Origin of the sequence: Actinophytocola glycyrrhizae (genome assembly GCF_042653545.1) — a bacterium.
GTDB lineage: Bacteria > Actinomycetota > Actinomycetes > Mycobacteriales > Pseudonocardiaceae > Actinophytocola > Actinophytocola glycyrrhizae.
Genome location: NZ_JBHSIS010000008.1, coordinates 38,345 through 63,510 on the forward strand (window position 1 = coordinate 38,345; position 25,166 = coordinate 63,510).

The 25,166-nt window shown below is 71.6% G+C and carries 22 protein-coding genes and 2 tRNA genes; 14 read left to right on the forward strand and 10 right to left on the reverse strand.

Features of this window, described 5'->3' with window-relative positions; all coding sequences use genetic code 11:
* The first annotated feature begins 315 nt into the window (after positions 1–315).
* Genes ACFPCV_RS18685 through ACFPCV_RS18695 form a run of 3 tightly spaced genes read left to right on the forward strand, consistent with a single transcriptional unit; the run spans position 316 to position 2,683 of the window.
* Positions 316–849 (forward strand): NADPH-dependent FMN reductase, encoded by a 534-nt coding sequence (locus ACFPCV_RS18685; RefSeq protein ID WP_378057503.1) that lies wholly within the window; start codon positions 316–318, stop codon positions 847–849.
* A gap of 11 nt (positions 850–860) precedes the next feature.
* On the forward strand, positions 861–1,841 hold the full coding sequence (locus ACFPCV_RS18690; protein ID WP_378057504.1) for an ATP-binding cassette domain-containing protein: 981 nt from the start codon (positions 861–863) through the stop codon (positions 1,839–1,841).
* A complete protein-coding gene (locus ACFPCV_RS18695; protein ID WP_378057505.1) occupies positions 1,838–2,683 on the forward strand; it encodes an ABC transporter permease in 846 nt (281 codons plus the stop codon). Before ACFPCV_RS18690 ends, ACFPCV_RS18695 begins: the two co-directional genes overlap by 4 nt.
* A 4-nt stretch (positions 2,684–2,687) precedes the next feature.
* Here ACFPCV_RS18695 and ACFPCV_RS18700 read toward each other — a convergent pair whose 3' ends face one another.
* From ACFPCV_RS18700 to ACFPCV_RS18720, 5 genes are all read right to left on the reverse strand, one after another.
* Entirely contained in the window at positions 2,688–4,880 is a 2,193-nt protein-coding gene (locus ACFPCV_RS18700; protein WP_378057506.1) for a hypothetical protein, read from the reverse strand.
* A gap of 1 nt (position 4,881) precedes the next feature.
* Positions 4,882–4,953, reverse strand: a tRNA-Pro gene (locus ACFPCV_RS18705).
* A 1-nt stretch (position 4,954) separates the two neighbouring features.
* Positions 4,955–5,028, reverse strand: a tRNA-OTHER gene (locus tag ACFPCV_RS18710).
* A gap of 179 nt (positions 5,029–5,207) precedes the next feature.
* Entirely contained in the window at positions 5,208–8,303 is a 3,096-nt protein-coding gene (locus ACFPCV_RS18715) for an ATP-binding protein (protein WP_378057507.1), read from the reverse strand.
* A 35-nt stretch (positions 8,304–8,338) separates the two neighbouring features.
* Entirely contained in the window at positions 8,339–8,710 is a 372-nt protein-coding gene (locus ACFPCV_RS18720) for a Na-translocating system protein MpsC family protein (protein ID WP_378057508.1), read from the reverse strand.
* A gap of 211 nt (positions 8,711–8,921) precedes the next feature.
* On the opposite strand from ACFPCV_RS18720, the gene ACFPCV_RS18725 reads away from it, so the two are divergent.
* The 3 genes from ACFPCV_RS18725 (at position 8,922) to ACFPCV_RS18735 (ending at position 10,584) form a co-directional block, all read left to right on the forward strand.
* Complete coding sequence (locus ACFPCV_RS18725) at positions 8,922–9,446, forward strand: cysteine dioxygenase (protein ID WP_378057509.1); 525 nt, start codon at positions 8,922–8,924, stop codon at positions 9,444–9,446.
* On the forward strand, positions 9,443–9,841 hold the full coding sequence (locus ACFPCV_RS18730) for a rhodanese-like domain-containing protein (protein WP_378057510.1): 399 nt from the start codon (positions 9,443–9,445) through the stop codon (positions 9,839–9,841). Before ACFPCV_RS18725 ends, ACFPCV_RS18730 begins: the two co-directional genes overlap by 4 nt.
* A gap of 68 nt (positions 9,842–9,909) precedes the next feature.
* On the forward strand, positions 9,910–10,584 hold the full coding sequence (locus ACFPCV_RS18735) for an SDR family NAD(P)-dependent oxidoreductase (protein ID WP_378057511.1): 675 nt from the start codon (positions 9,910–9,912) through the stop codon (positions 10,582–10,584).
* Here ACFPCV_RS18735 and ACFPCV_RS18740 read toward each other — a convergent pair.
* From ACFPCV_RS18740 to ACFPCV_RS18750, 3 genes are all read right to left on the reverse strand, one after another.
* Entirely contained in the window at positions 10,581–10,916 is a 336-nt protein-coding gene (locus tag ACFPCV_RS18740) for a hypothetical protein (protein WP_378057512.1), read from the reverse strand. The genes ACFPCV_RS18735 and ACFPCV_RS18740 overlap by 4 nt on opposite strands.
* Complete coding sequence (locus ACFPCV_RS18745; RefSeq protein WP_378057513.1) at positions 10,916–11,134, reverse strand: DUF397 domain-containing protein; 219 nt, start codon at positions 11,132–11,134, stop codon at positions 10,916–10,918. The genes ACFPCV_RS18740 and ACFPCV_RS18745 overlap by 1 nt, the downstream gene beginning before the upstream one ends.
* 720 nt (positions 11,135–11,854) lie before the next feature.
* Complete coding sequence (locus tag ACFPCV_RS18750) at positions 11,855–12,757, reverse strand: helix-turn-helix domain-containing protein (RefSeq protein WP_378057514.1); 903 nt, start codon at positions 12,755–12,757, stop codon at positions 11,855–11,857.
* Between the two features lie 171 nt (positions 12,758–12,928).
* Between ACFPCV_RS18750 and ACFPCV_RS18755 the strand changes: the two genes are divergently transcribed.
* Together ACFPCV_RS18755 and ACFPCV_RS18760 are read left to right on the forward strand one after the other, a co-directional pair.
* Positions 12,929–17,317 carry an AAA domain-containing protein gene (locus ACFPCV_RS18755; protein WP_378057515.1) on the forward strand — a complete coding sequence of 1,463 codons (4,389 nt, stop codon included), beginning with the start codon at positions 12,929–12,931 and terminating at the stop codon, positions 17,315–17,317.
* A gap of 28 nt (positions 17,318–17,345) precedes the next feature.
* Positions 17,346–17,648, forward strand: coding sequence for a hypothetical protein (locus ACFPCV_RS18760; protein WP_378057516.1), 303 nt, complete (start codon positions 17,346–17,348; stop codon positions 17,646–17,648).
* Between the two features lies 1 nt (position 17,649).
* Here ACFPCV_RS18760 and ACFPCV_RS18765 read toward each other — a convergent pair whose 3' ends face one another.
* Both ACFPCV_RS18765 and ACFPCV_RS18770 read right to left on the reverse strand, forming a co-directional pair.
* Entirely contained in the window at positions 17,650–18,177 is a 528-nt protein-coding gene (locus ACFPCV_RS18765) for a hypothetical protein (protein ID WP_378057517.1), read from the reverse strand.
* Positions 18,178–18,329: 152 nt separating this feature from the next.
* The gene (locus ACFPCV_RS18770; RefSeq protein ID WP_378057518.1) at positions 18,330–19,109 is read right to left on the reverse strand and encodes an IclR family transcriptional regulator; all 780 of its coding nucleotides are present in this window, start codon (positions 19,107–19,109) and stop codon (positions 18,330–18,332) included.
* A 140-nt stretch (positions 19,110–19,249) separates the two neighbouring features.
* Here ACFPCV_RS18770 and ACFPCV_RS18775 point away from each other — a divergent pair, with 140 nt between their 5' ends.
* From ACFPCV_RS18775 to ACFPCV_RS18800, 6 genes are read left to right on the forward strand one after another with little or no spacing between them, the layout of a single operon-like run.
* On the forward strand, positions 19,250–20,203 hold the full coding sequence (locus ACFPCV_RS18775; protein ID WP_378057519.1) for an ABC transporter substrate-binding protein: 954 nt from the start codon (positions 19,250–19,252) through the stop codon (positions 20,201–20,203).
* A complete protein-coding gene (locus tag ACFPCV_RS18780) occupies positions 20,200–20,964 on the forward strand; it encodes an ABC transporter permease (protein WP_378057520.1) in 765 nt (254 codons plus the stop codon). The genes ACFPCV_RS18775 and ACFPCV_RS18780 overlap by 4 nt, the downstream gene beginning before the upstream one ends.
* The gene (locus ACFPCV_RS18785; protein WP_378057521.1) at positions 20,961–21,740 is read left to right on the forward strand and encodes an ABC transporter permease; all 780 of its coding nucleotides are present in this window, start codon (positions 20,961–20,963) and stop codon (positions 21,738–21,740) included. Before ACFPCV_RS18780 ends, ACFPCV_RS18785 begins: the two co-directional genes overlap by 4 nt.
* Positions 21,740–22,513: an ABC transporter ATP-binding protein gene (locus tag ACFPCV_RS18790; RefSeq protein WP_378057522.1), complete on the forward strand. Its 774-nt coding sequence runs from the start codon at positions 21,740–21,742 to the stop codon at positions 22,511–22,513. Before ACFPCV_RS18785 ends, ACFPCV_RS18790 begins: the two co-directional genes overlap by 1 nt.
* Positions 22,510–23,958 carry an aldehyde dehydrogenase family protein gene (locus tag ACFPCV_RS18795; RefSeq protein WP_378057523.1) on the forward strand — a complete coding sequence of 483 codons (1,449 nt, stop codon included), beginning with the start codon at positions 22,510–22,512 and terminating at the stop codon, positions 23,956–23,958. Before ACFPCV_RS18790 ends, ACFPCV_RS18795 begins: the two co-directional genes overlap by 4 nt.
* Positions 23,959–23,969: 11 nt before the next feature.
* Positions 23,970–25,100, forward strand: coding sequence for a 5-methyltetrahydropteroyltriglutamate--homocysteine S-methyltransferase (locus tag ACFPCV_RS18800; RefSeq protein ID WP_378057524.1), 1,131 nt, complete (start codon positions 23,970–23,972; stop codon positions 25,098–25,100).
* Positions 25,101–25,166 lie beyond the last annotated feature (66 nt).

A 25,166-nucleotide genomic window follows, 5' to 3' on the forward strand; every position in this document is an offset into this window, starting at 1 on the left:
CCCGTTCGGAACCCGCGAGTCCCCCGTTCGGAATCCGCGAGTCCCCCGTTCGGAACCCCTGAGTTTCCCGTTCGGAACCTTCGAGTCGACGGTTCGTCCCTACCGCCGTCAGACTCGAACAGCGAACTCGGCGGTCCTGAACGGGGAACTCGCGGGTCCTGAACGCGGGACTCGCGGGTCCTGAACGCGGGACTCGCGGGTTCTGAACGGGGGACTCGCGGGGTTTGGGGTGTGGGGTGTGGGGTGGGGTGGGGTGCTAGATCTGATCTAGCGGGGGGTCTCGCGCCTGTTGGGTGGCAGGTGGAGGAGGGGGCGATGCGGATCGCGGTGATCGTCGGCAGTACCCGGGAGGGGCGTGCCGGGGACTCGGTCGCGGCGTGGTTCGTGCGCGTCGCGAAGCAGCGGGACGATATCGACGTCGAGTTGCTCGATCTGGCCGAGTTCGACTTCCCGGCACGGTATCCGCAGGTCGTCACGGCCGAGATGGACAGGTTCACCTCGGCGATCGGGCGGGCGGACGGCTTCGTCGTCGTGACCCCCGAGTACAACCGCGGTTTCCCGGCGTCGCTCAAGCAGGCGATCGACTTCGCCTACGACGAGTGGCACGCGAAGCCCGTCGGGTTCGTCTCCTACGGCTGCCGGTCGCGGGGGTTCCACGCCGTCGCGGCGTTGCGGGTGGTGTTCGCCGACCTGCACACCCACGCGGTGCGCGACGAGGTGGCGCTGGACCTGATGGCGAACGAGCCAGGGCCAGCGCAGGAACCGGCCGCCGCCACGATGCTCGACCAGGTCGTCTGGTGGGGTGAAACGCTGCGCACGGCACGCGCGGCACGACCTTATGTCACATAGAGGGGAACGAGATGAGTGAGCTGGCGATCGAGACAGCCGGCCTCGTGAAGGTGTTCGGCGACAACCGGGCGGTCGACGGGATCGACCTCGCGGTGCCCGCGGGCACCGTGTACGGGGTGCTCGGACCGAACGGCGCGGGCAAGACCACGGCGGTGAGGATGCTCGCGACGCTGCTGCGCCCGGACGGCGGCGAGGCCCGCGTGTTCGGCCACGACGTGCTGCGCGAGGCGGACGCGGTGCGGCAGCGGGTGAGCCTGACCGGCCAGTACGCGTCGGTCGACGAGGACCTGACCGGCACCGAGAACCTGGTGCTGCTCGGCAGGCTGATCGGGCACCGCAAGCCCGCGGCCCGGGAGCGGTCCGCGCAGCTGCTGGCGGCGTTCGGGCTGACCGACGCCGCGGACCGGCAGGTGAAGCACTACTCCGGCGGCATGCGGCGGCGGCTCGACATCGCCGCGAGCATCCTGAAGACGCCGGACGTGCTGTTCCTCGACGAGCCGACCACCGGCCTGGACCCGCGCAGCCGCAACCAGGTGTGGGACATCGTGCGGATCATCGTGGCGCAGGGGACGACGGTCCTGCTCACCACGCAGTACCTGGACGAGGCCGATCAGCTGGCGTCGCGGATCGCGGTGATCGACCGGGGCAGGGTGATCGCCGAGGGCACGCCGGGTGAGCTGAAGGCTTCGGTCGGCGCCGGTGCCGTCCACGTCCGGCTCCGCGACGCCGCGCAGCGGCCCGCCGCGTTGTCGGTGCTGACGAGGATCCTCGGTACCACGGCGCAGCCCGAGGCGGACCCGGTCGCGCTGACCGCCCAGCTGTCCGGTGAGGACAGTGACCGCGTTGCGGCCGAGCAGGCGTCCCGCGTGCTGGCGGAGCTCGCGGCCGCCGGCATCACCGTCGACACCTTCGCACTCGGTCAGCCGACCCTCGACGAGGTGTTCCTCGCGCTGACCGACCACCCGGCGACCGAGAAGGAGGTCGCGGCATGACCGCCGCCACGGACGAGAAGACCGCCGTCTACACCCCGGCGGCCGAGAGCCTGAACGCGGTGCTCGCCACCGGGCAGGCACCGCCGAGACCGAGCGCGTGGTCGGCGTCGGTCACGTTCGGCTGGCGGGCACTGCTGAAGATCAAGCACGTGCCGGAGCAGCTGATCGACGTGACCGCGTTCCCGATCATGATGACGCTGATGTTCACGTACCTGTTCGGCGGCGCGCTCGCCGGGTCCGTGACCGAGTACCTGCAGTTCCTGCTGCCGGGCATCATGGTGCAGAGCGTCGTCATGATCACGATGTACACCGGGATCGGGATCAACACCGACATCGACAAGGGCGTGTTCGACCGGTTCCGCACGCTGCCGATCTGGCGACCCGCCGCACTGGTCGGCGCGCTGTTCGGCGACGTGCTGCGCTACGTCATGGCGGGCACGGTCATCCTGATCGTCGGCCTGATCCTGGGTTTCCGGCCCGACGGCGGCGTCGACGGCGTGCTGGTGGCGATGATGCTGCTGCTCGTGTTCTCGTTCGCGTTCTCCTGGATCTGGACGATGTTCGGCCTGCTGCTGCGGTCGGAGAAGTCGGTGATGGGCGTCAGCATGATGGTGCTGTTCCCGCTCACCTTCCTGTCCAACGTGTTCGTCTCGCCGGAGACGATGCCGGGCTGGCTGCGGGCGTTCGTCGAGGTCAACCCGATCACGCACCTGGTGGCGGCGATCCGCGGCCTCATGCAGGGCGTGCCGGACGCCGGTGAGATCACGTGGGTGCTGGTGTCCTCCGCCGTGCTGGTCGCCGTGTTCGGCACGCTGACGATGCGGCTCTACAACCGGAAGTGACGGCTCAGCCGTCGAGCGCCCAGTGGGCGCCGGTGCTCCAGCCGAGCCACCGGCGTCCACTGTGGACGTTCCCGTCGGCGTCGAACCGGTCGCCGGCCACGACGGCGGCGAGCCCGTCCAGCGCGGGTCCGAGCCGGGTGCCGCGCACCTGTGGGCGCAGCAGGTCGAGCGTGTCCCGCTGCGTCCGCGCGGCGCAGAAGCTGAGGAAGAAGATCCCCTGCCGCCACGCGTAGGCGGCGTTCTTGACCGCCACCAGCGCGGCGTGCCGGTGCGGGAAGGACCCGGCCATCCTGCGCACCGCCCAGCTCAGTGCCCGGTCCGCGAGGCCGGGCGCGACCGCGGCCAGCCGCTCGGCCAGCCCGAGCCGGTCGACCAGGACGGCCAGGTTGTGGGTGGTGAGGATCTGGCTCTGTTCCAGCACCGCACCGTTCGCCGCCACCCACGACGTCGTGTCCGTGATCCGCGCCCGCGCGGTGCACGCCTGCGCGAAGTCGTTCGCGACCTTGCGCCCCCACCAGGTCCCGGTCCGGCCGGACCACGACTCCGGCAGGTCGTAGTAGGTCGCGTACACGGTGCCGGCCATGACCCGGCTCGCGACCGCGGCCGCGTCCCGGAACCTGGTGGTGAACGTGCCCATGAAGATGTCCGCCGCGATCTCCTCCACCAGCGGCAGCGACAGGTCCGCCTGCCTTGCGAGCGCGCCGAACTCCTTCACCAGCGGGTTGGGCAGGATCGTGTGCGGGAACGCGGTCAACGCCAGCATCGTGGTCTGCGCGAGCGCCTGCCGCGCGGCCTTCGCGGTGTCCTGCCGGTGCGCGCGCAGCGGCTCGACCGCCGCCACCCACGGCAGCTCACCGAACCCGACCTGCGTGCGCAGGTCGAGCAGCAGCAGACTGCGCCTGCGCCGGAACGCCGCGTAGGTCTTGGCGTACAGCGCGGCCAGCACCGGGTCGTCGAGGTTCGCCGCGAGCAGGGCCGCGGTGATCTTGGGCAGCACGGTCGCGAGGACCTCGCCGGAGCCGATCACGCCCCGCGCGACCAGCTCGTCGACGGGTGCCGCCAGCGCCCGCGACACCTTCGCCACGATGCTTTCCGGCACGAAACGGCCGTCGACCTCCGCCGCGACCACGTCGACCGACGGCACGCCGCCCTCGTCCGGGTACGCGTCGAGCCGGTCCGCCACGACCGCGGCCATCGCGGCCCGGGTCGGTTGTGCCACCACGGAAAGCTCGTGCTCCCGCAGTGCCGTCCGCCGCGGTGACCCTGGCGCGCCGTGCCGAGTGATCGTGTTGGCGAGCGCCCGGCGGACCCACCCGACGTCACGGGCGGTCAGCGCGCTGCTGTCCGTCGCGCACGCGAGCAGCGCGGCCCGCAGCCGCGTGAAGTTGCCGCGCGGGTGCCGCGTGACGTCCTCGGAATCGGCGAGCAGCCGCGCCCGCCGCTCCGCCCAGTCGGCGGGCCACACCCGGCACGGCCACCCGCCGACGACCCGGCCGTCGTCGAGCACGGGCAGGTCGCCATCGACGGTGTCGCACCACAGGGCGACGATCCGGTCGTACAGCGGCTGTTCCGCCAGCCTGGTGCGCATCGTCTCGATGGCCTTGGGCGTGGTGACCGCGCGCAGGGCCGCCCTGACCTGCCCGACCGACGCGACGTGCACGACAGCGCCGGCGGGCGACGGCGGCTGCCCGAGGTACGGGGTCAGGCGCAGCCGGTGCATGAGTGGCCGCAGCTGCGCGACGACGTCGAGTGCCGCGGCGTGGTGGTCGTTCGCCAGCAGCCACACGACGGTCGGCAGCGCGGCGTGCTCCGGGATGTCGACCCGGTAGGTCCCGGCCGTGAGCGCGTCGCGCAGCACGTCCTGACCGGTGTCGGTGAGGTAGTACAGGTTGAGCCGCTCCCGGTCGGTCGTCCCCGGCGCGTCGGCGGGCAGGGACGCCACGACCTCCCGCTCGTCGTGCCGCAGCGGCGCCTCGGCGAGGTAGCGGCCGGTGGCGAACCCGCCGTGCAGCACCTCGAGCGTCACCCACGCCGGGGTGTCGGCGACCGGGGTGCGGGAACCGACGGTCAGCGTGCCGTCGGCCATCCCGTCGAGCACGGCCTGCCAGCGACCGGCACGCGCCGAGTCGGCACCCGCGTGCCGCAGCGCGCGCCGCAACTGCCAGAAGGCATACCCTGACGCTCCCCTGTCTGCCATGACCTGGAGGCGAGGGTCGAACTCGCGCCCTCCCGGTCCCGAGCCGGGCGTTCTGCCACTGAACTACCCCAGGTTGGACATGGAGGCGGGATTCGAACCCGCGCCCTCCCGGTGACAGCCGGGCGATCGGCCGCTGATCTTCTCCATGCTCGGGAGTGATGCTAGTCCGCCTCCCCGGATTTCTATGTGTGGGTTACGTCCCGGCGCAAGCGCGGCCACCGAAGTGGATTGTGGTTGAGTGCCGTCACGTTCCCCTGAGGTGACTGCTGGTCAGCCCAGACCCTCGCACAAAGATCCATGAGACATGGCCCTGGCGCGGATCCACATTCACAGGTGCCACACGGGTTCACGGTCCGGGCGGTAGCCGCACGTCGTGCCGGTGGTGACCGACGCGCGCAGGTGCTCGGCCAGTTCCGGGTGCCGGGTGTCCAGCTTGCGGAGGGTGTCGCGGATCCGGGCCGTGACGGTCTTGCGTGCGCGTTCGGCCTCGTCGCCGAGCCTGCGGGTGCGGCCGCCGAGACCGGTGGCGGTACGCAGTTCTTCCAGCAGCATCGCGCGTTCCGCGTCGTACTTGGCCGCCAGGTCGTCGTCGCCCCATTCCGCCGCCGCCGCGATCCGCTCGTCCAAAGTGGACAGCCGGGCGCGGTAGGCGGCCTTGGCCTCGTCGTCCAGCACCGCGTCGCCCGCGAGGCTCGCCGCCGCCACGACCTCCGCGCCACCAGCCGGGTTCAGCAGCCTGGTCGCCGGGATCTCCTTGCCGGGCGCGCGGAGCAGCACGTGCAGGTCCCGCAACCCCTTGCTGTCCGGCAGGTGCACGGTCCGCCCGGCCATCGACAGCGACCACGTCTCGCCGGTGAACCGGAACTCGTTGCCCGGCAGTTCGTCCACCTCGGACTCGGCGGCCGCCAGGTGCCGCATGCCGAGCGCGGCCGCCTCCCTGGCCACCGCGGCACGCAGCGCACCGCCCCGCTCGCCGAGCGCGGCCGCCAACCCGGCCCTGGCCTCCAGCGACCACGGCCGCGAGCCGAGCCGGTCGGCCTCCTCGCGCGCCGACTCGAAGTGCGACACCGCGAGCGCGGTCTCGCCCCGGGTGAGCGCGAGGTGCCCGAGCCACAGCGACACCGGACCGCTGATGTCGCACCCGTACATCGACACGAGCCACGTGCCAGCGTGCGGCGCCAGCGTCTCGTACAGAGACGCACTCCGCGCCACGTCGCCCGTCGCCACCGCCACCTGCGCGCGCAGCCGCATCAGCAACGCCTCGTACGCGCTGGACACCGGTTGCCGCGCCGACTCCAGCTCCACGAGGCACCGCAGCGCGGTGGCCGCGTCGCCGCTCGCTGCCGCGGTGATCCCGTCGAGTAGCCCGGGGAACGGGTGTTTCGCGGTGAGCGACCCGGCCCGCAGCCCGGTCAGCTCGTCGTACCGGCCGCGCAGCATCGCCATCGCCCACGTCAGGTGGTGGTCGATGTAGTCGTAGTGTTCGTGGGCCGTGGACACGTCGCGCGCGCTCCCGAGGTGGGCCTGCGCCTCGTCGAACCGGCCGTGGAAGGCCGCGATGATGTTCCTGTCCACGTAGGTGCCGATCGCCATCAGCGTCACCTCGCGCTTCTCCTCCGCAAGCGCGAGGAACTCCCTGAAGCGCTCCAGGTACCCGGGGTCGCCCAGTTCGAGCATCGCCACCCAGCCGAGCGAGACCGCGTACTGCTCCATCTCGTAGTCGCCGGTGCGCCGCGCGACCACGGCCAGTTCGTCGGTGAGCGCCTGCCGCTCCGCCGCGTGCCCGAGCCCCCAGAGCGTGTCGTGCTGGGTCCACAGACTGAACCCCAGCGCGTCGTCGTCCCCGCCGTCCCGCGCGATCGCGATCACCCGCATGATCACCTCCTGCGCGAGGCGGTCGAGCGAGCCGCCCGGCGGGTCGGTGCCGGGCACCAGCCGCTCGTACGCGGTGCGCAGCAGGTCGGCCTTGAGCGTCGCGCGCCCGTCGAGGCTGTAGATCGTCAGCGCGCAGCGGGTCAGCAGGTCGATGTCGTCGAGCGCCAGCGCGAGGCGCGCGACCTCGTCCAGCACCTGCCACGTCTCGGTGCGCTCACCGAAGTGGTGCAGCTGCACCCCCAGCTCCAGCCCGACCCGCGCGCGCCGGGGGTCGGCCGGGTCGAGTACCTCGACCGCGCGCCGGTAGTGGCCGGTCGACTCCTCGATCGCGAACCGCCGCCGCGCCTCCTTGCCCGCCGCCATCAGCAGGTCGGCCACGCGGCCGGGGTCCAGCACCGCGCGCCCGAGGTAGGCGTGCCGCGCGAGGTCGGCCGGGAAGATCCGTTCGGCCAGGGCGGGTGACCGGTCCAGCGCACGCACCACCGCCGCGTGCCGCTCCCCCATGTCGGCCTCGTCGATCCCCGCGTACAGGGTCTCGCGCACCAGGTCGTGGGCGAACGCGAACCGCCCGTCGCCGAGCGTGGTCACGAGCCGGGCGGCGACCGCCTGCGTCAGGAGCCGGTCGACCTGCGCGACCGGCGCGCTGACCGTCGCCGCCAGCACCTGCCGGTGGAACTCCCTGCCCAGCACGGCCGCGCCGGTGAGCAGCGCGGACACCGGCCCCGGCAGCAGCGACAACCTCCGGCGCACCGCTTCCCGCACCCCGGGCGCCACCGCCGTCACCGACGTGAGCGGTCCGCCGCTGTGCCACAGCCGGGCGGTCTCCTCGACGAAGAACGGGTTCCCGCCGGTGCGCAGGTGCACCTCGGTGACCAGGTCCGCGTCCGGCGCGACGCCGACCGTGCGGGCCATCAGCGCGCCGACCTCGTCGCGGCACAGGCCGGTGAGCGTGACCGTGGTGGCCTTGGCGAGCAACGGCGGCATCAGCGGCGCGAGCGGGTGGCCACCGGCGTCGACCTCGACGTCGCGGTACGTGGCGACCAGCAGCAGCCGCTCGAACCAGGTGTGCTGCGCGACGAACTCCAGCAGCCGCACCGAGGACGGGTCGGCCCAGTGCAGGTCGTCCACCACGACCACCACCGGCCGCCGCTGCGACACCGCCACCAGCGCGGACGTGACCGCGTCGTACATGCCGAAGCCGTCGGCCGGGTCGTCGTTGCCCGCCTCGCCGAGCAGGATCGCGAGCTGCCCGCCCGCCGCCTCCGTCGCGGCGGCCCACTCGCCGGGTTCCGCCTGGCGCCGCAGCCCCCGGATCACCTGCACCCACGGCCAGAACCCCGGTGCCGCCGAGGAGTCCCAGCACGAGCCGGACAGTACGAGCGCGCCCCGTTCGCGCGCGACCTCGATGACGTCGGTGACCAGCGTCGTCTTGCCGATCCCGGCCTCACCGGTGACCAGCACGAGACCACCGTGGCTGTCGGTGGCACGGCTGATCTCGGCGCGCAACACGCCCGCGGGATGGTCCCGCCCGATGAGTCCAGGTGCCATGCCGCCGATAGTAGGACGACGGTCCGACAAAACGCCTATTCCGCTGGTTCGGCGGGGATCTCCGACGAGAAGACGAACACCCGGACCGCGTGGCCGGTCGACGGGTGCACCTGCGCGAGGTAGGCGGTCACGGTCTCCCCCACGATGTTCTCGACCGCCTCGAGGAAGTCCTGCCGCGTCGCGTCGTGCAGCGCCTCGTGGTGCTTGATCACCGCGTCGCGGAGGCCGCGTTCGGACAGCACGGCGTCGGCGACGGTGAGCGTGTCGATCGACAGCACGATCAGGCTCACCGGCTCGTCGTCGGACACCGAGACCTGGACGTTGCGCGGGCCCCGGCCGTAGAACGCGCGTTCGAGGCTGGTGACCTTCTCGGCGACGGCGTTCCGCTGTGCCTTGGTTATCCGCATCGCGGGCACTACCCTCTCGACCAGAGCATGTCGCTCACCACCTGGAAACCATAGTGGCTGATCGGGCCGCGCCGCAGTGACTCGCCGAGCGCGAGGAGCGGCGGTGCGACTCGAGCGAGACACGGCTCGTGGTGGCCCCTGGCGAGGGCCGGTCGTCAAGACCGGTCGGCGCACGAGGAAACCGCGGGCAACAAGCGAAAGGGCTTGTCTCGTGAGTAATTCGCGTCAACTCGCCGTGCCCGCGTTACGCAACCTCGTGACGGAGATCGCGGCGGATCCTTCCCAATGGGCCGGTCAGGTCCGGTTCGACCTCGCGGAACGGTTCTACGTCCGCCTGCGCCGCACCGCCGACGTCGAGGTGTGGCTCATCTGCTGGGACATCGGCCAGGACACCCTCCTGCACGACCACGGCGGCAGCGCGGGCGCGTTCACCGTCGCACGCGGGTCACTGACGGAGGACTTCGGCGCCGTGGACCGGCCCGGCCTGCGGACCCGGCGGCACGCGGCGGGCGCCGCCGTCGGTTTCGGCGTCGACTACCTGCACAACCTCGTCAACGTCAGCACCGAGCCGACGGTGTCCATCCACGCGTACTCCCGCCCGCTGCGTGCGATGAACTTCTACTGCTGGCTGCCGACCGGCATGCACCACCTGCGCGAGGTCCGGTGCGAGACCCCGGAGCCGGACACCACGGCACTCGAGGCCGAGGCGGCGCTGCTGCGGGAGGTGGCGTCATGAGTGCCGTGGAAGCACTGCTCGACGACGCCAGGTCGCGCATCACCCGCTACGCCCCGCTGGAGGCGGCCGATGCCATGCGCCGCGGCGCGCTGCTCGTCGACCTGCGGCCGGTCGAGTACCGGTGGCGGTTCGGCGAGGTCCCCGGTGCCATCGCGGTGTCGCGGCACGTCCTGGAGTGGCGGCTCGACGTGACGAGCGAGCACCGGCTGACCCAGCTGCGGTTCGGCGACCGCGACCAGGAGATCGTCCTGATGTGCAACGAGGGCTACACGTCCAGCCTCGCCGCGCACCAGGTGATGCGCCAGCTGGGCCTGACCGCGGTGCGGGACGTGGCGGGCGGCTTCGCGGCGTGGCGGGCGGCCGGACTCCCGACGGTCACCAGGCTGACCGGGTAAGCTACTAGAACCTGTTCTACTTCAGTGGCCTGGGGCTCGCTCCCCAGTAGTCACCGCGGGAGGTTCACGTGGGACGGACGGCGCTGGTCACCGGGGGCGCGAGCGGCATCGGACAGGCCTGTGCCGAACTGCTCGCCTCGGAGGGACTCTCGGTGGTCACCGCCGACGTCGCCCCCGGCGCGGACCTGCGCCTCGACGTCACGTCGGCGGCGGCGGTCGAGGAGGCCGCCGCCGACCTGACGGTGGACGTGCTGGTCAACAGCGCGGGCATCATCGGCCCGAACAAACCGTTCACGGACGTGACCGACGACGAGTGGGCGGCGACGTTCGCCGTGAACGTCACCGGCGTGTTCCACATGTGCCGGGCGTTCGTGCCGGGGATGGTGGCGCGGGGCTGGGGCCGCGTGGTGAACGTCGCGAGCATCGCGGGCAAGGAGGGCAACCCGAACCTGGCGGCCTACTCGGCCAGCAAGGCGGCGGTGCTCGGGCTCACCAAGTCGCTGGGCAAGGAGCTCGCGACCACCGGCGTGCTGGTCAACGCGGTCGCCCCGGCGGTGATCGAGACCCCCATGAACGCGGCGACCGCCCCCGCGGTGCTGGAACGGCTGGTGAGCCTGATCCCCATGCGCCGCATGGGTTCCGCGCGCGAGGTGGCCGAACTGGTGGCGTGGCTCGCTTCGGAGCGCTGCAGCTTCTCGACGGGCGCCGTCCACGACATCAGCGGCGGCCGCGCCGGGTACTAGGCGATCGCCCTGGCCGGGTTGTGCAGCAGGCCGGGAACGTACTCGTCCGGCAGGGACAACAGCTTCGCCAGGACCACTGACGCGGGCCCCTGCTCCCGCCAGTGGACGCGCCGAGGGGCCAGCAGGTCCTGGTCGGACGGCATCCGCGTGGCGACGACGTCGTCCTCGCCGCGCAGCTCGACGACGTCGAGCACGTCGTCGTGGGCACGGACCCCCACGACAGCGAGGACCTCACCCTGCTCGTCGCGCGGGTCGACAAAGCGGAAGCCTTTGCCGACCAGCGCGCGCAACTGGAAGTCGACGCCGAGTGCGGCGACACCAGTGGTGGACATCAAGCACTCCGATCCTTGGCATCGACGACGAAGGAACGAAGCATGCGCGTGGGCACCACGAGCACGGGCCCGTGCGGGTCGCGGGAGTTGCGCACACCCGCCTGACTGTCGAACCAGCTCAGTTCCACGCAGTTGCCGACGGCACCGCTGTAGCTGCTCTTACGCCAGGCCACACCGGGGAGCTCATCCGCCGAAACGCCGTTGTGGATCGTGTCCATAAGGGGGACCCCACCTTTCCGACATCGCAAACAGTGGGTGCAGATGCACGTGCATTGACCGATTGCACGGTAACACGCGCAGGTGCAGCGGTAAATGCACGTGCATCTGTACGGGCGCACACAGGCGGCCCCGCTTTCACTACTGAGGGTGTACCCCACACCGGCAACCGGCGCAACGTTGTCACTGTCGGCAACACATCGCCGCAGCTTGACGTCTCGAACGAGACACACCAACGAACACATGCAGTCACACAGGTATGCGGAGCCGGAGATGGTAACGATTCGCCACGCGCGCCAAGCTCACCCGAATGCACCAACCGGGGCGGCAGAACAATGGAGAGGGAATGCGCGGTTACCTTCGGAAGAACCCGCTCCACCTGCGAAGAACCGTCGTCCGCCCGCTACGCGCCCCGAAAGACGCTTTCATGGCGTTGAGCGTCCCGAAAGCGTCGTTCAGGCACGGCACACGCCCCGCGCAGCGACCCCCGCTCGCGCAGCGCCCGGCGGACCCCGCGGGCCGGACCTGCGCCGTGGAAGGCGCGTTCACGGCGTGACGAGTGCCGTGAATGGGCCGTTCAGGGCGCCCAGCGCCCTGAACGCGCCTTTCAGGGCATTGCCAGCGCCGTCACCTGGCTGACGGTCCTGTCCCGGCCGTTGGGGTTGCGCGGACCGGGCGCGTAGCGCCCGGCTCTGGTGCTGTAGAGACACCCGAAAGCGGCGTCAGATCTCCTGCCGGAACTTCGACAGCATCTGCCGGCTCCGGTCCGGTGTCTCGGCGTCCACAGCCAGCCGGTCGATGACGCGCCCGTAGACCTCCAGCTCCTCGACCCGGTCCAGGTAGAGCGCACCACTGAGATGCTCGATGTACACGATGTCCGGCAACGAGGGCTCAGCGAACCGCAGGAGCGTGAACGCGCCCTCGGCCGCGTAGCCGCTCATGTGGTAGGGCAGGATCTGCAACGTCACGTTCGGCTGCTTCGTCAGCTCCAGCAGGTGCTCGATCTGTTCGCGCAGCACCCGCGGGCCGCCGATGGGCCGGTGCAGCACGGACTCGTCGACCACCGCCCACACGCGCGGCGCGCCCTGCCTGGTCAGCACCTTCTGCCGTTGCATGCGGAGCGCGACCCGGCGTTCGCCGTCCTGGCCGAGCAGCTCGGGCCTGCCGTGGCTGACGACGGCGCGGATGTAGTCCTCGGTCTGCAGGAGGCCGGGCACGAACTGCAGCTCGTAGCTCTGGATCAGGGACGCGGACTCCTCGAGCCCGACGTAGTCCTGGAACCAGTTCGGCATGGTGCCGGAGTAGCGGTGCCACCAGCCGCGCTCGTTGGACTTGCGCACCATCTCCAGGAAGACGTTGCGTTCGTCCTCGTCCGCGACGCCGTACATGGAAAGCAGGTCGGCGACGTCGCGTTCCTTGAAGCCGACGCGGCCGAGTTCCATGCGGCTGATCTTGGAGTCGGAGCCGCGGATGGCATAGCCGGCGTCGGCACGACTGATGTCAGCTGCCTCCCGGAGACGGCGAAGCTGCGCGCCGAGCACGATCCGTCGCGCCGTCGGTGCGCCGGACTGCTCGCCGCTGCCGAGCCTGGGAGACTCCTCACCGCGAGGGTCTTCCTGGGCCATCAGCCCTCCTGCCTCGAATCCACGGTTACCGCCAGACCACTCAGGGTACGCGCTCGAGCCGAACTTGAGGAGTCGGACCGCCGGATCGGCCGCGCATTGCGCCTTGTGGCGTAGCCGTCGCGGACCTCGGCGAACCGGGTTGACCTGGATCTTCCGGTACCGTTGACAGGTGTGAGCCAGGCGACTGGAGGGGACGCCGATCCGTTGGTCGGCCGTGCCGTTCGCCTGTTCGAGTTTCTCGGGCGCACGCAACAGCTCCGCAACCAGCCACCACGCACCGTCGACGGCTACCGGTCGGTCCTGTGGCTGGCCGACCTGCCCGACCACCCCGCGGTCAGCTCCGCGCACCGCGGGGACCCGGACCCGGACGCCGACATCCTCACCGTCGAGCGGGTCGTCCGACACGAACCACCGGCACCCGACGGGCTCGTCGACTGGCTCACCGCCGACTGGCGCGACCCCGCCACCACCCCCCAGCTCACCGACGACGCACCGGCCGAGCTGACCGAGCGGTACGTCTCGTGGCTGGTCGACTGGCAGGCCTGGGCCGCCCGCGAACGCGCCGACCGGCCCGTTCGCGCCGGCTACGCGCAGCTGTTCGCCGCGTACGTGGCCGCGGCGGGCAACCCGGAGGAGCTGGAGCTGGTCCTTGGCGTCGGATGCCTCGCGTGGGCCGGGCCGGGGGCGCGCAGGCACCTGGTCACCGCACCGGTCGGCATCCGGTTCGACGACGACAGCGGGCGGCTGACGGTGCACCGCGTCGAGTCGGTCGCGGCCGCGGACGTCGAGCTGGACATGCTCGATCCGGGGCTGGTGCCCAACCCGCGGCACGTCGGGGAGATCCGCGCGCTCGCCAGCGACCTCAAGACGCATCCCCTGCACCGCAAGGAAACCGCCGTGCTCGTGCGACGGCTCGTGCACGCGCTGGACCCGGACGGCGAGTACCGCGACGACGACGCGGCCCCCGTGCCCGCGCAGAACGCGGTGGCCGCGTACGCGCCCGCGGTCATCCTGCGCAGGCGTTCGCAGCAGGGGCTCGTCGAGATCTTCTCCACGATCGTCGCGCAGCTCGGCGAGGACGGTGTCGTGCCGGACGGGCTGGCGCCGCTCGTCGACCCCGACCACCGGCCCCGGCCGCACGCCGGTGACCCGCCGGAGGGCGCACTGGTCGAAGTGGACGGTCACCCGTTCCTTCCGTTGCCGGTCAACGACACCCAGCTGCGTATCGTCCGGCAGGTCGACACGCAGGCACAGACGCTCGTGCAGGGCCCACCGGGCACCGGCAAGACGCACACCGCGGCCGCGCTGTTGTCGCACCTACTGGCGCAGGGCAAGCGGGTCCTTGTCACCGCGCACACCGACCGCGCGCTGCGTGAGGTCCGCGACAAGCTGCCCGCCGGGATCAAGCCGCTGTCGGTGGCGGTGGTCGGCTCGTCGCGGGAGGACATGTCGGACCTGAAGGTCGCGGTCGAGCGGATCGCCGCCGCCGCGACCGACCACGACGACGACGTGGCGGCCGACACCGTCCGCCGCTGCCTCGCGCACGTCGAGCGGCTGGGGCTGCGGCGCGCTGAGCTGCACGACCAGCTCGTCGAGGCCCGCCGGGACGAGGTCCGCGAGCACGACCACGCCGGCTACCGCGGCACGCTCGCCGCGATCGCGCTCCAGCTGCGGCGCCAGGAACCGGCGTTCGGCTGGCTGCGCGACCACACCGACGTCGCACCGGACAGCACACCGCCGCTGGCCACCGGCGAGATCGTCGAGTGGCACGGGCTGCTGACCGACCCCGCGCTGCTCGCCGACGAGACCGAAGCGGCCGGGCGGCTCGTCGAGCTGGGCACGGCCCCGGCGCCGCAGGTGTTCACCGAGTTCGTCGACACCGAACGGGCCGCGGCGCAGACCGAGGCCAGGCACGCCGAACTCAAGCAGCACCCCGCTTTCGAGGCGGTACGCGGCATCGAGCCCGGCGCCCGCGCGCAACTGCGCAGACGGTTGTCGGAGCTGGCCGACGAGGCCGACGACCTCGCACGGCGCAGGGAGAGCTGGATGCGGGAGGCACTCGCCGACATCCAGACCGGCCGGGCGCGCCTGTGGCACTCGCGTGCTGAGCAGATCGGGCAGCTCGTCGCGCAGGCGAGCGGGCTGGTCTCCCAGCTCGGCCCGCTCACCGAGGTCGAGGTGTCGGGCAGTCCGGCGATGCTCGTCCCGGCTGCGAAGCAGCTCCACGCGCACCTCGCGGGCGGGTCGTTGAGGACCGGCCCGAGCGGGCTGCCAAAAATCGGTGCGCTCACCCCGAAACCGGTCAAGCAGGCGCAGCAGCTGTTCGAGCAGGTGCTGGTGGACGGGCTGCCGCCGACGTCGGCGGCGCAGGTCGGCGCGTTCATCCTGTGGGCGGAGGCGACGCGGGTGCTCGCGGCGCTGGACCGGTCGTGGCCAGGTGGTGTGCCGCTGCTGCCGACCGACCCGCTCAACGAGCGCGTGCGGTGGCACGGCACGGAACTGGACCAGCTGCACCGGGTGCTGCGGCTCGGCGAGGCGCTCGACGCCGAGCAGCACCGGTTCGCCGAGGCCGGGCTGCCGCGCCCGGACTGGACGGACCTGGACTCGGTCCGCCGCTACGCGAACCTGGTCGACGTGGCGGCCGCCGTCGACGCGCACGCCACGGCCACGCTCCCGTTGCGCCGCCTGGCGGCCGCGGTCGCCGCGGTGGCCGGACGGGCGGACGCGGCGCCGTGCGTGGCCGCGCTGCTCGCGGCCGTGCGGGAGCGCGACCCGGCCGCGTACGCGACGGCCTACCAGCGCCTGAGCAGGCTGGTCACGGTCCGGGCGATGCTGGCCCGCCGCGACGAGCTGGGGTCCCTGGTGCCGCCGGGGCTGCGTGCCGCGGTCACGGCCGACCCGGCGCTGTGGGGCGAGAAGCTCGCCACGTTCGGCGCCGCGTGGTCGTGGGCCGCGGCGGGGGCGTGGGTGGCGGCGCGCGGCGCGGCGGACGTCAACGCCGTGCAGGCGGAGATCGCGCTGACCGAGGAACGGATCCGGCGCGAGGTCGAAAGCCTTGCCGCGACCCGGGCCTGGCGGCACGCGGTGTCGCCGGACCGGCTCACCGGGCAGGCGCGGGCCAACCTGGAGCACTACGCCTACCTGGTGCGCAGGCTCGGCAAGGGCACCGGCAAGTACGCGGCGCAGCGGCGTGCCGAGGTGCGGACCGCGATGGACCGCTGCCGGTCCGCGGTGCCGGTGTGGATCATGCCGGTGTACCGGATCGCGGAGCAGTTGCAGATCCGCCGCGACATGTTCGACGTGGTGATCGTGGACGAGGCGTCGCAGGCCGGGCTGGAGGCGACGTTCCTGCAGTACCTGGCGCCGCGGATGGTCGTGATCGGCGACGACAAGCAGGTGTCGCCGACCGCGGTCGGCGTCGACCAGCAGCAGTTGCGTGACCTCGCGGGCCAGTACCTCGCCGACGACCCCTACCGGTCCGCGTGGCAGGACCCGCAGCGCAGCCTGTTCGACGAGGCCAAGATGCGCTACCGGGGGCTGCTGACGCTCACCGAGCACCGCCGCTGCGTCCCGGAGATCATCGGGTTCTCCAACCGGGTGGCGTACGAACCGGACGGGATCAGGCTGGTGCCGGTGCGGCAGTACGGCGCAGACCGGCTGCCGCCGATCCGCGCGGTCGACGTGGGCGGCACGGTGGCGGGCAGCACGAACAAGGTCAACGCGGCCGAGGTCGAGGCCGTGGTGGAGCAGCTGGAGAAATGCCTCGCCGACCCACGGTACGACAGCAGGACGTTCGGCGTGATCTCGCTTCTCGGTGCGGCGCAGGCGAAGGCGATCGAACGCAGGCTGCTGGACCGGATCCCGCCGGAGGACTGGGCGGCGCGCAGGCTGCAGTGCGGCGACTCGGCCGACTTCCAGGGCGCCGAGCGGGATGTGATGTTCCTGTCGATGGTGGCGGGCGCCGCGGACCGGCTCATGCCGCTGACGCGGGAGATGTACGTGCAGCGGTACAACGTGGCGGCGTCGCGGGCGCGCGACCAGATGTGGGTGTTCCACTCGGTGCCGCTCTCGGCGCTGGGGAACCCGGAGGACATGCGGTTCCAGCTCCTGGACCACTGCTACGGCGTGCTGGCGGCACAGGGCGACGCGGGCACGCTGACGGCGCCGGTGCCCGCCGACGTGCGGGTGGAGCCGTTCGACTCGCTGTTCGAGCAGCGGGTGGCTAACCGGCTGGTCACGCTGGGGTACGGGGTGATCCCGGCGCACCTGGCGGAACGGCTGCGGCTGGACCTCGTCGTGGTAGGCGCCCAGTCCCGCCTGGCCGTGCTGTGCGAGGGCGACACGTGGCAGGGCGCACCGGCGTACGAACGGGACCTCGCCACCCAGCGTGACCTGGAACGTTGCGGCTGGCACCTGCACCGGATCCGCGAGTCGGCGTTCTACGCCGACGAGCCCGGCGCGATGGCCGCGCTGCTGTCCCGGCTGCGTGCGCTGGACATCCTCCCCGCCCCTAAGGGGGACCCCGGTCTTTACCCGGAAAGGGCTGTTCTGCCTGGTTGACGTGCTTGCGCGGGCGCACCATGGAGTCATGACCCACGAGTTGAGCCGTTCCCAGGTGCTGGCCATCGCCGGCGACCGGGACCGGCGGTTTCACGTAGCGGCCGAGATCTCGGTCGTCGTCCACGACCTGGACGCACTGCGCACCGCGGCGCGGCGGGCCTTCGACCACGGCCGCTTCGCGAGCGAACAGGAACGCGCCAGGGCGTGGGCGGCCATCGAGAACGACCCGGCGAGCCTCATCGGCCAGGTGCTCGACTTCGCCCGCCTCACCGAGGACGTCCCCGGCCTGCTCCCCCACACCGCGGAATGGACGGTCGGCAAGGCCGGCTGAGCTAGACGACGGTGAGCACCGCGCCGGTCACCGCGCTCACCAGCAGGACCGTGCCCATGACCGGGCCCGCCACGCGGCTCGTCGTCGTGTCGGTGGCACGCAGGCGGGGCACCGCCGCCCCGAGCGCGGCAAGCTGCACGACGCCCGCGACGCCGACCCCGGCGTCCGCCAGCAGCACGGCCAGCGGCAGGAAGTGCGCGGCCACCACCACCGCGACCCACCAGGCCAGCCACCGGGACGCCCCCCGCCTGGCCAGCAGCAGGCAACCGAGACCCGCGACAACGACCTCGGCCGCGACCAGGACACCGAACCAGCCGTACCTGCCCGCCAGCGCCGACGGCTGGTCCCAGTTCGTGGCGGTCAGCACGCCGAACCAGACGGCGAACCCGATGCCGAGCACCGACCCCGCGCCCAGCCATGGCCGCCACCGCTTCGGCGGGTCCTCCTGCGACCAGCCGAACCACACGAAGGCCATCAGCCCGAACCAGGCCGTCGTGAAGTAGTGGTCACGCACGAACTCGGTCAGCATGGGACAACTCGTTCCGGGGTAATGGTGATCAGCAACCGCCGATACTACGGACGCAGGGACCCCGGGGATGTCCGTTTCGCGGTACAGGCCGGACCAGTGCCCTGAAAGGCGCGTTCAGGGCGCCCAGTGCCCTGAACGCGCCTTTCAGGGCATCAGCCGCGGCGGCGCGGGCCCGGGATGTCGGCCTCGATGTGGGCGGCGGCCTTCAGCAGCGGGGGCAGCAGGTCGCGGCGCATGGACTCCAGTGACGTGCGGCTCGCGTGGGCGGACACGTTGACCGCGGCGACGACCTTGCCGGTGCGGTCGCGGACCGGGGCGGCCAGCGCGCGCAGGCCCTCCTCCAGTTCCTGGTTGACCAGCGACCAGCCCTGGGTGCGCACCTTCGCGATCTCCGTGCGCAGGGCGGCCACCGAGGTCAGGGTCCGTGCGGTCAGCGGCGCCATCGTCACCGCGGACAGGTACTCGTCCAGCTCCTCGGGGGGCAGTCCGGCCAGCAGCACCCGGCCCATCGACGTCGCGTACGCCGGGAAGCGGGTGCCCACGCTGATCGACACCGTCATGATCCGGGAGACCGGCACCCTGGCCACGTAGACCACGTCGTGGCCGTCGAGCACCGACACCGACGACGACTCGTTCACCTCCGCGACGAGCGCCTCCAGGTGCGACTCCGCGACCTCCGGCAGCGACAGCGACGACAGGTACGCGTACCCCAGCTCCAGCACCCGCGCGGTCAACGAGAAGAACCGGCCGTCGTTGCGCACGTAACCCAGCGTCGCCAGTGTGAGGAGGAACCGGCGGGCCACGGCGCGGGTCACGCCGGTGCGGGCGGCCACCTCGGACAGTGTCAGCTCCGGGTGTTCGTGGTCGAACGCGCGGATCACCGCGAGGCCGCGTTCCAGTGACTGCACGAAGTCCGCACCCCGACCGGCCACACGACCACTCCCGTACGCAATGCGAACGCCAGTTCTCCAGTCGCACGATAGTACTCAGGCAACTGTTGACCTCACAATCACCGCGCTCTAGGTTCACCTGGAGAACGAGCGTGCGGTACCCGAACATCGGAGTTGCGCCCATGCGACGTCATCTCGCTGCGTTCCTGCTCGCCACCTCCCTCTTCGCCACGGCCTGCGGCTCCGGCGGCAACGAGGCGGCGGCACCTGGGCAACCGGACAAGGTCACGGTCGGTGTCATCCCGATCCTCGACGTGGCACCGATCTACCTCGGTCTCGAGAAGGGTTTCTTCGACGAACGCGACATCGACCTCGAACTTGCGCAGGCGGAGGGCGGCGCGGCGATCGTGCCCGCGGTCGTCAGCGAGCAGTACCAGTTCGGGTTCAGCAACGTGGTCTCGTTGCTGCTCGCGCAGTCCGAGGGGCTGCCGGTCAAGGTCGTCAGCAACGGCAACAACTCCACCGGCGTGGACGGCGAGGACTTCGCCGGGCTGATGGTGAAGGGCGACAGCCCGATCAGGACCGCGAAGGACCTGGAGGGCAGGACGGTCGCGGCGAACACGCTGTCCAACATCGTCGACACCAGCGTCCGCGCGTCGGTGCGCAAGGCGGGCGGTGACCCGTCGAAGGTCGAGTTCGTGGCGCTGCCGTTCCCCGAACAGCCCGCCGCGCTGGCAGGCGGTCAGGTGGACGCCGTGTTCGTGGTCGAGCCGTTCCAGCAGGCGGTGCTCGCGGAGGGCGGGCGCAGGATCGCCTCCAGCTACGTCGACGCCGCCGACGACCTGACCGTGGCGGCCTACTTCACCTCCCAGCAGCTGCTGTCGGAGAACCCCGACCTGGTGCTCAGGTTCACCGAGGCCATGCAGGAGTCACTGTCCTATGCGGACAGTCACCCGGACGAGGCACGGGCGGTCATCGGCACCTACACCAAGATCGCGCCCGAGGTGATCGAGAAGGTCACGCTGCCGAAGTGGCCTGCCGAGGTCAACCGGGACTCCCTCCAGACCATGGCCGACCTCGCCGTCGAGGACGGACTGATCGAGGCGGCCCCCGACCTGGACGCGCTTCTCCCGTGAAGGTGCTCCTCGGCCTCGCCGGGCTGGTCGGTTTCGGTGTCCTGCTGGAGATCGCGCCCCGGATCGGGCTCGTTCCCGCCAGGTACGCACCACCGACCAGCGACATCCTCGGCACGCTCGGGGAACAGGCGCGGCGCGGGGAGTTCTGGGGCGCGGTCGGGGACACGCTCGGCACCTGGCTGCTCGGTCTGGTGATCGCGGTCGTGCTGGGCGTCGTGACCGGGGTGGCGATCGGGTCGGTGCCGGTGCTGCGCGCGGCGACCGCGTCCACGATCGAGTTCCTGCGGCCGATCCCGTCGGTCGCGCTGATCCCGCTCGTGGTGGTGCTGTACGGGTCGACGGTCGAGGCGACGCTGATCCTCGTGGTGTACGCGGCGTTCTGGCAGGTGCTGATCCAGACGCTCGCCGGGGTCGCGGACATCGACCCGGTCGCCGCCGACACGGCACGGTCCTACCACCTGAACCGGTGGGCGCGGGTCCGCTGGTTGGTCTGGCCGACCGCGCTCCCCTACGTCGTCACCGGCATCCGGCTCGCCGCGACCGTCGCGCTGATCCTGACGATCACCGGTGAGCTGGTCATCGGCTCGCCGGGACTCGGGCAGGAGATCGCGAACGCACGCACGTCCGGTGCGGTGCCGGTGATGTACGCGCTGATCGTGGTGACCGGCCTGTTCGGTGTCGCGGCGAACGTGCTCACCCGGGCGGCCGAGCGCAGGGCGCTGGCGTGGCACCCGTCGGTGCGGACGGAGGTGCCCGCGTGATCAGGCGGATCGCACTGGCCGTCGCACTGCCGGTCGTGCTCGTCGCTGCGTGGTGGTTCGCGAGCGCGGGCAGCACCGACTTCTACTTCCCGCCGCTGAAGCGGATCCTCGAGGTCTTCCCGGAGACGTGGTTCGGGCCGCGCATGGTCGACGACGTGCTGCCGAGCCTCGCCCGGCTCGGCATCGGCTACGCGGCCGCGCTGGTGGCCGGCATCGGCCTCGGCATGCTCATCGGCGCGAACCGCACGCTGCGGGCGGTGGTCGAGCCGCTGCTGGAGTTCCTGCGCGCGGTGCCGCCGCCGGTGCTGGTGCCGATCCTGATGCTGATGGCCGGTATCGGCGACCTGATGAAGGTGCTGGTCATCCTCAGCGGTTGTCTCTGGCCGATCCTGCTGAACACGGTCGAGGGCGTGCGCGCGGTCGACGAGGTGCTCAAGGACACCTGCCGCAGCTACAAGATCCGCGGCCGCCTGCGGCTCCTGCACCTGACGGTCCGGTCGGCGAGCCCGCAGATCGTGGCCGGTGCCCGGCAGGCGCTGTCCATCGGCATTATCTTGATGGTCATCAGCGAGATGTTCGCGGCGTCGAGCGGCATCGGGTTCACGGTCATCCAGTTCAAGGACGGCTTCCGGATTCCGCAGATGTGGAGCGGTGTGCTCCTGCTCGGGCTGCTGGGTGTGCTGCTGGCGTGGGCGTTCCGGCTCGTCGAGCGGCGCGTCCTCGGCTGGTACCTCGGTATGCGGGCGGGCATACAGGGCGTACGGAAGGAGCGTTGATGCTCACCGTCAATGGCCTGTCCAAGACCTACGACGCCAAGGGGCGCCACGTCGAGGCGATCGGCGACGTGTCGTTCTCCGTCGCGGACGGCGAGTTCGTGTGCGTGGTCGGCCCGTCCGGCTGCGGCAAGACCACGCTGCTGCGCTGCATCGCCGGACTGCTCCCACCGACCTCGGGTGAGATCGTGGTGGAGGGCAAGGTGGTCGACGGCCCGCCGGACGGGCTCGCGGTGGTGTTCCAGGAGTACGGCCGCAGCCTGTTCCCGTGGCTGCGGGTGCGGGACAACGTGGACCTGCCGCTGCGTGCCGCGGGCACGGGAAAGGCGAAGCGGCGCGAGCTGGTGACCGGGGCACTCGACGCGGTCGGGCTGTCCGACGCGCACGCCGCGTACCCGTGGCAGCTCTCCGGCGGCATGCAGCAGCGCGTCGCCATCGCCCGCGCGATCGCCTACCAGCCACGGGTGCTGCTGATGGACGAGCCGTTCGCGGCGGTCGACGCGCAGACCCGCGCCGACCTCGAGGACCTGCTCCGGTCGGTGTGGCAGCGGCTCGGGGTCACGCTGCTGTTCGTCACGCACGACATCGACGAGTCGGTCTACCTTGGACAGCGGGTGGTGATGCTGTCCTCGTCGCCGACCACGGTAGCCGAGGACCTCGCGATCGACCTGCCCGCCGAGCGCGACCAGCTCGGCACCCGCGCCGACCCGAGGTTCACCGAGCTGCGCGGCCAGGTGTACGCCCAGATCCAGAAAGCCAAGCAGGAGCGCACATGACCACGTGGTTCGAACCGGGCACCCTCTACAGCGGCGGCTGGGTTGCCGCGCACGGCGGCGACACCGCGATCGTCGAGCCCGCGACCGGCAACGAGCTGGGCCGCACCGGTGTCGCCGACGCGTCCGATGTGGACGCCGCGTGCGCGCGGGCCGCGGCGGCGCAGAAGGAGTGGGCCGCCGCGTCCTTCTCCGACCGGGCCGCGGTGCTGCGCAAGGCCGGTGCGGCGATCGAGGCGAGCTTCGCCGACCTCCAGGACTGGGTGGTCCGCGAGACCGGCGCGGTGCCGGACATGGCCGCGTTCGCGGTCGGGGTGGCCGCGCAGGAGTGCTACGAGGCGGCCGCGCTCGCGTCCCAGCCACCCGGTCAGCTCCTGCCGACGTCCGAGCCGCGGCTGTCGATGCTGCGCCGCGTGCCGGTCGGTGTGGTCGGTGTGATCTCGCCGTTCAACGTGCCGCTGATCCTGTCGATCCGCTCGGTCGCGCCCGCGCTCGCGCTCGGCAACGCGGTGGTGCTCAAGCCGGACCTGCGCACCCCGGTCAGCGGCGGCTTCGCGATCGCGCGGGCGTTCGCCGACGCCGGGCTGCCCGACGGGCTCCTGCAAGTGCTGCCCGGCGGCGCGGACGCGGGCACGGCGCTGGTCGAGGACCCGCGCGTGAAGGTCGTCTCGTTCACCGGCTCCACCGCGGCCGGCCGCAAGGTCGGTGAGCTGGCCGCGAAGCACCTCAAGCGGGCACACCTGGAGCTGGGCGGAAACTCAGCGCTGATCGTGCTGGACGACGCGGACGTCGAGCGGGCGGTGTCGGCCGGTTCGTGGGGTTCTTTCCTGCACCAGGGCCAGATCTGCATGACCACCGGCCGGCACCTGGTGCACGAGCGGGTCGCGGAGTCCTATGTGGAGGCGCTGGCCGCGCACGCGGCCGCGCTGCCGGTCGGCGACCCGGCCACCGGGAAGGTCGCGCTCGGCCCGCTGATCGACGACGGCCAGCTCGGCAAGGTCCACGACCTCGTCACGGCCACCGTGGACGCCGGTGCGCGGCTCGCGTCCGGCGGCACCCACGACGGCCTGTTCTACCGGCCGACCGTGCTCGACCGCGTGGCCACCGACATGCCCGCCTACGCCAACGAGGTGTTCGGGCCGGTCGCGCCGGTGGTCCGGTTCGGCAGCGACGACGAGGCCGCGGCGCTCGCGGCGGACAGCGAGTACGGGCTGTCGCTGTCGATCCTCACCGGCGACGCCATGCGTGGCCTCGCGCTCGCCGAGCGCATCCCCACCGGCATCGCGCACATCAACGACCAGACCGTGAACGACGAGGCGGTCGCGCCGTTCGGCGGGGTCGCCGCGTCGGGCACCGGCGCGCGGTTCGGCGGTCTCGCGAACCTGGACGCGTTCACCGAGTCGCGGTGGATCACCGTGCGCGGGCAGATTCCCGCCTACCCGTTCTGAGGAGGAACACCATGGCCGGTTCATCGAAACTGCCTCCGTTCCGGGCCGACCACGTCGGCAGCCTGCTGCGCCCGGCTGCGCTGCTGACCGCACGCGACGACCACGCGAACGGGAGACTGTCGGCACAGGAGCTGCGGACGGTGGAGGACGAGGCGGTCCGGCACGTGGTCGCGATGCAGTCCGAGGCCGGGCTGAATTCGGCCACCGACGGCGAGTTCCGCCGCACGTCGTGGCACATGGACTTCATCTACCGGCTCGGCGGCATCTCCTCCGCGCCGGACGACGCGATCAAGGTGCGGTTCGAGAATCCGGGCGGGGTCATCGAGTTCACCACCGCCGCGTTGCACGTGGACGGTCCGGTGCGGTTGCGGGAGACCGTCTTCGCCGACGACTTCACGTTCCTGAGGGACGTGGCTGGCGGCGCGGTGACGCCGAAGCTCACCATCCCCTCGCCGAGCATGGTCCACTACCGGGGTGGGCCCGCCGCGCTCGATCCGGCGGTGTACCCGGACGAGGAGCAGTTCTGGGCGGACCTGTCGGCGGCGTACTCCGACCAGGTGCGCGGTGTGTACGAGCTGGGCTGCCGGTACCTGCAGCTCGACGACACCTCGCTGGCCTACCTCAACGACCCGGCGCAGCGGGCGGAGCTCTCCGCGCGCGGTGACGACGCGGAGCACCAGCACCTGCGTTACATCAGGCAGATCAACGCGGCCATCGCGGACCGGCCGTCGGATCTCCGGGTCACCACGCACATGTGCCGGGGCAACTTCCGCTCGTCGTGGGCCGCGTCCGGTGGCTACGACTTCGTGGCCGAGGCGCTGTTCTCCGAGCTGGCCGTCGACGGGTTCTTCCTGGAGTACGACGACGAGCGGTCCGGTGGGTTCGCGCCGCTGCGGTTCGTGCCGCCTGGCAAGAACGTCGTGCTGGGGCTCGTGACCACCAAGCGTGGTGCGCTGGAGTCCAAGGACGAGTTGAAGCGGCGGATCGACGAGGCCGCGCGGTACGTGCCGCTGGACCAGCTGTGCCTGTCGCCGCAGTGCGGGTTCTCCTCCACGGTCGAGGGCAACGCGCTGACCTACGACGAGCAGGTCGCGAAGCTCGCGCTCATCGTGGAGACGGCGGCGGAGGTGTGGGGCGACTGAGCCTGGCTCCACTGGGTGTCCTGCCTGGTTGCCGGTCTCACACGACCGGTCGTGCTATTGTCGCGG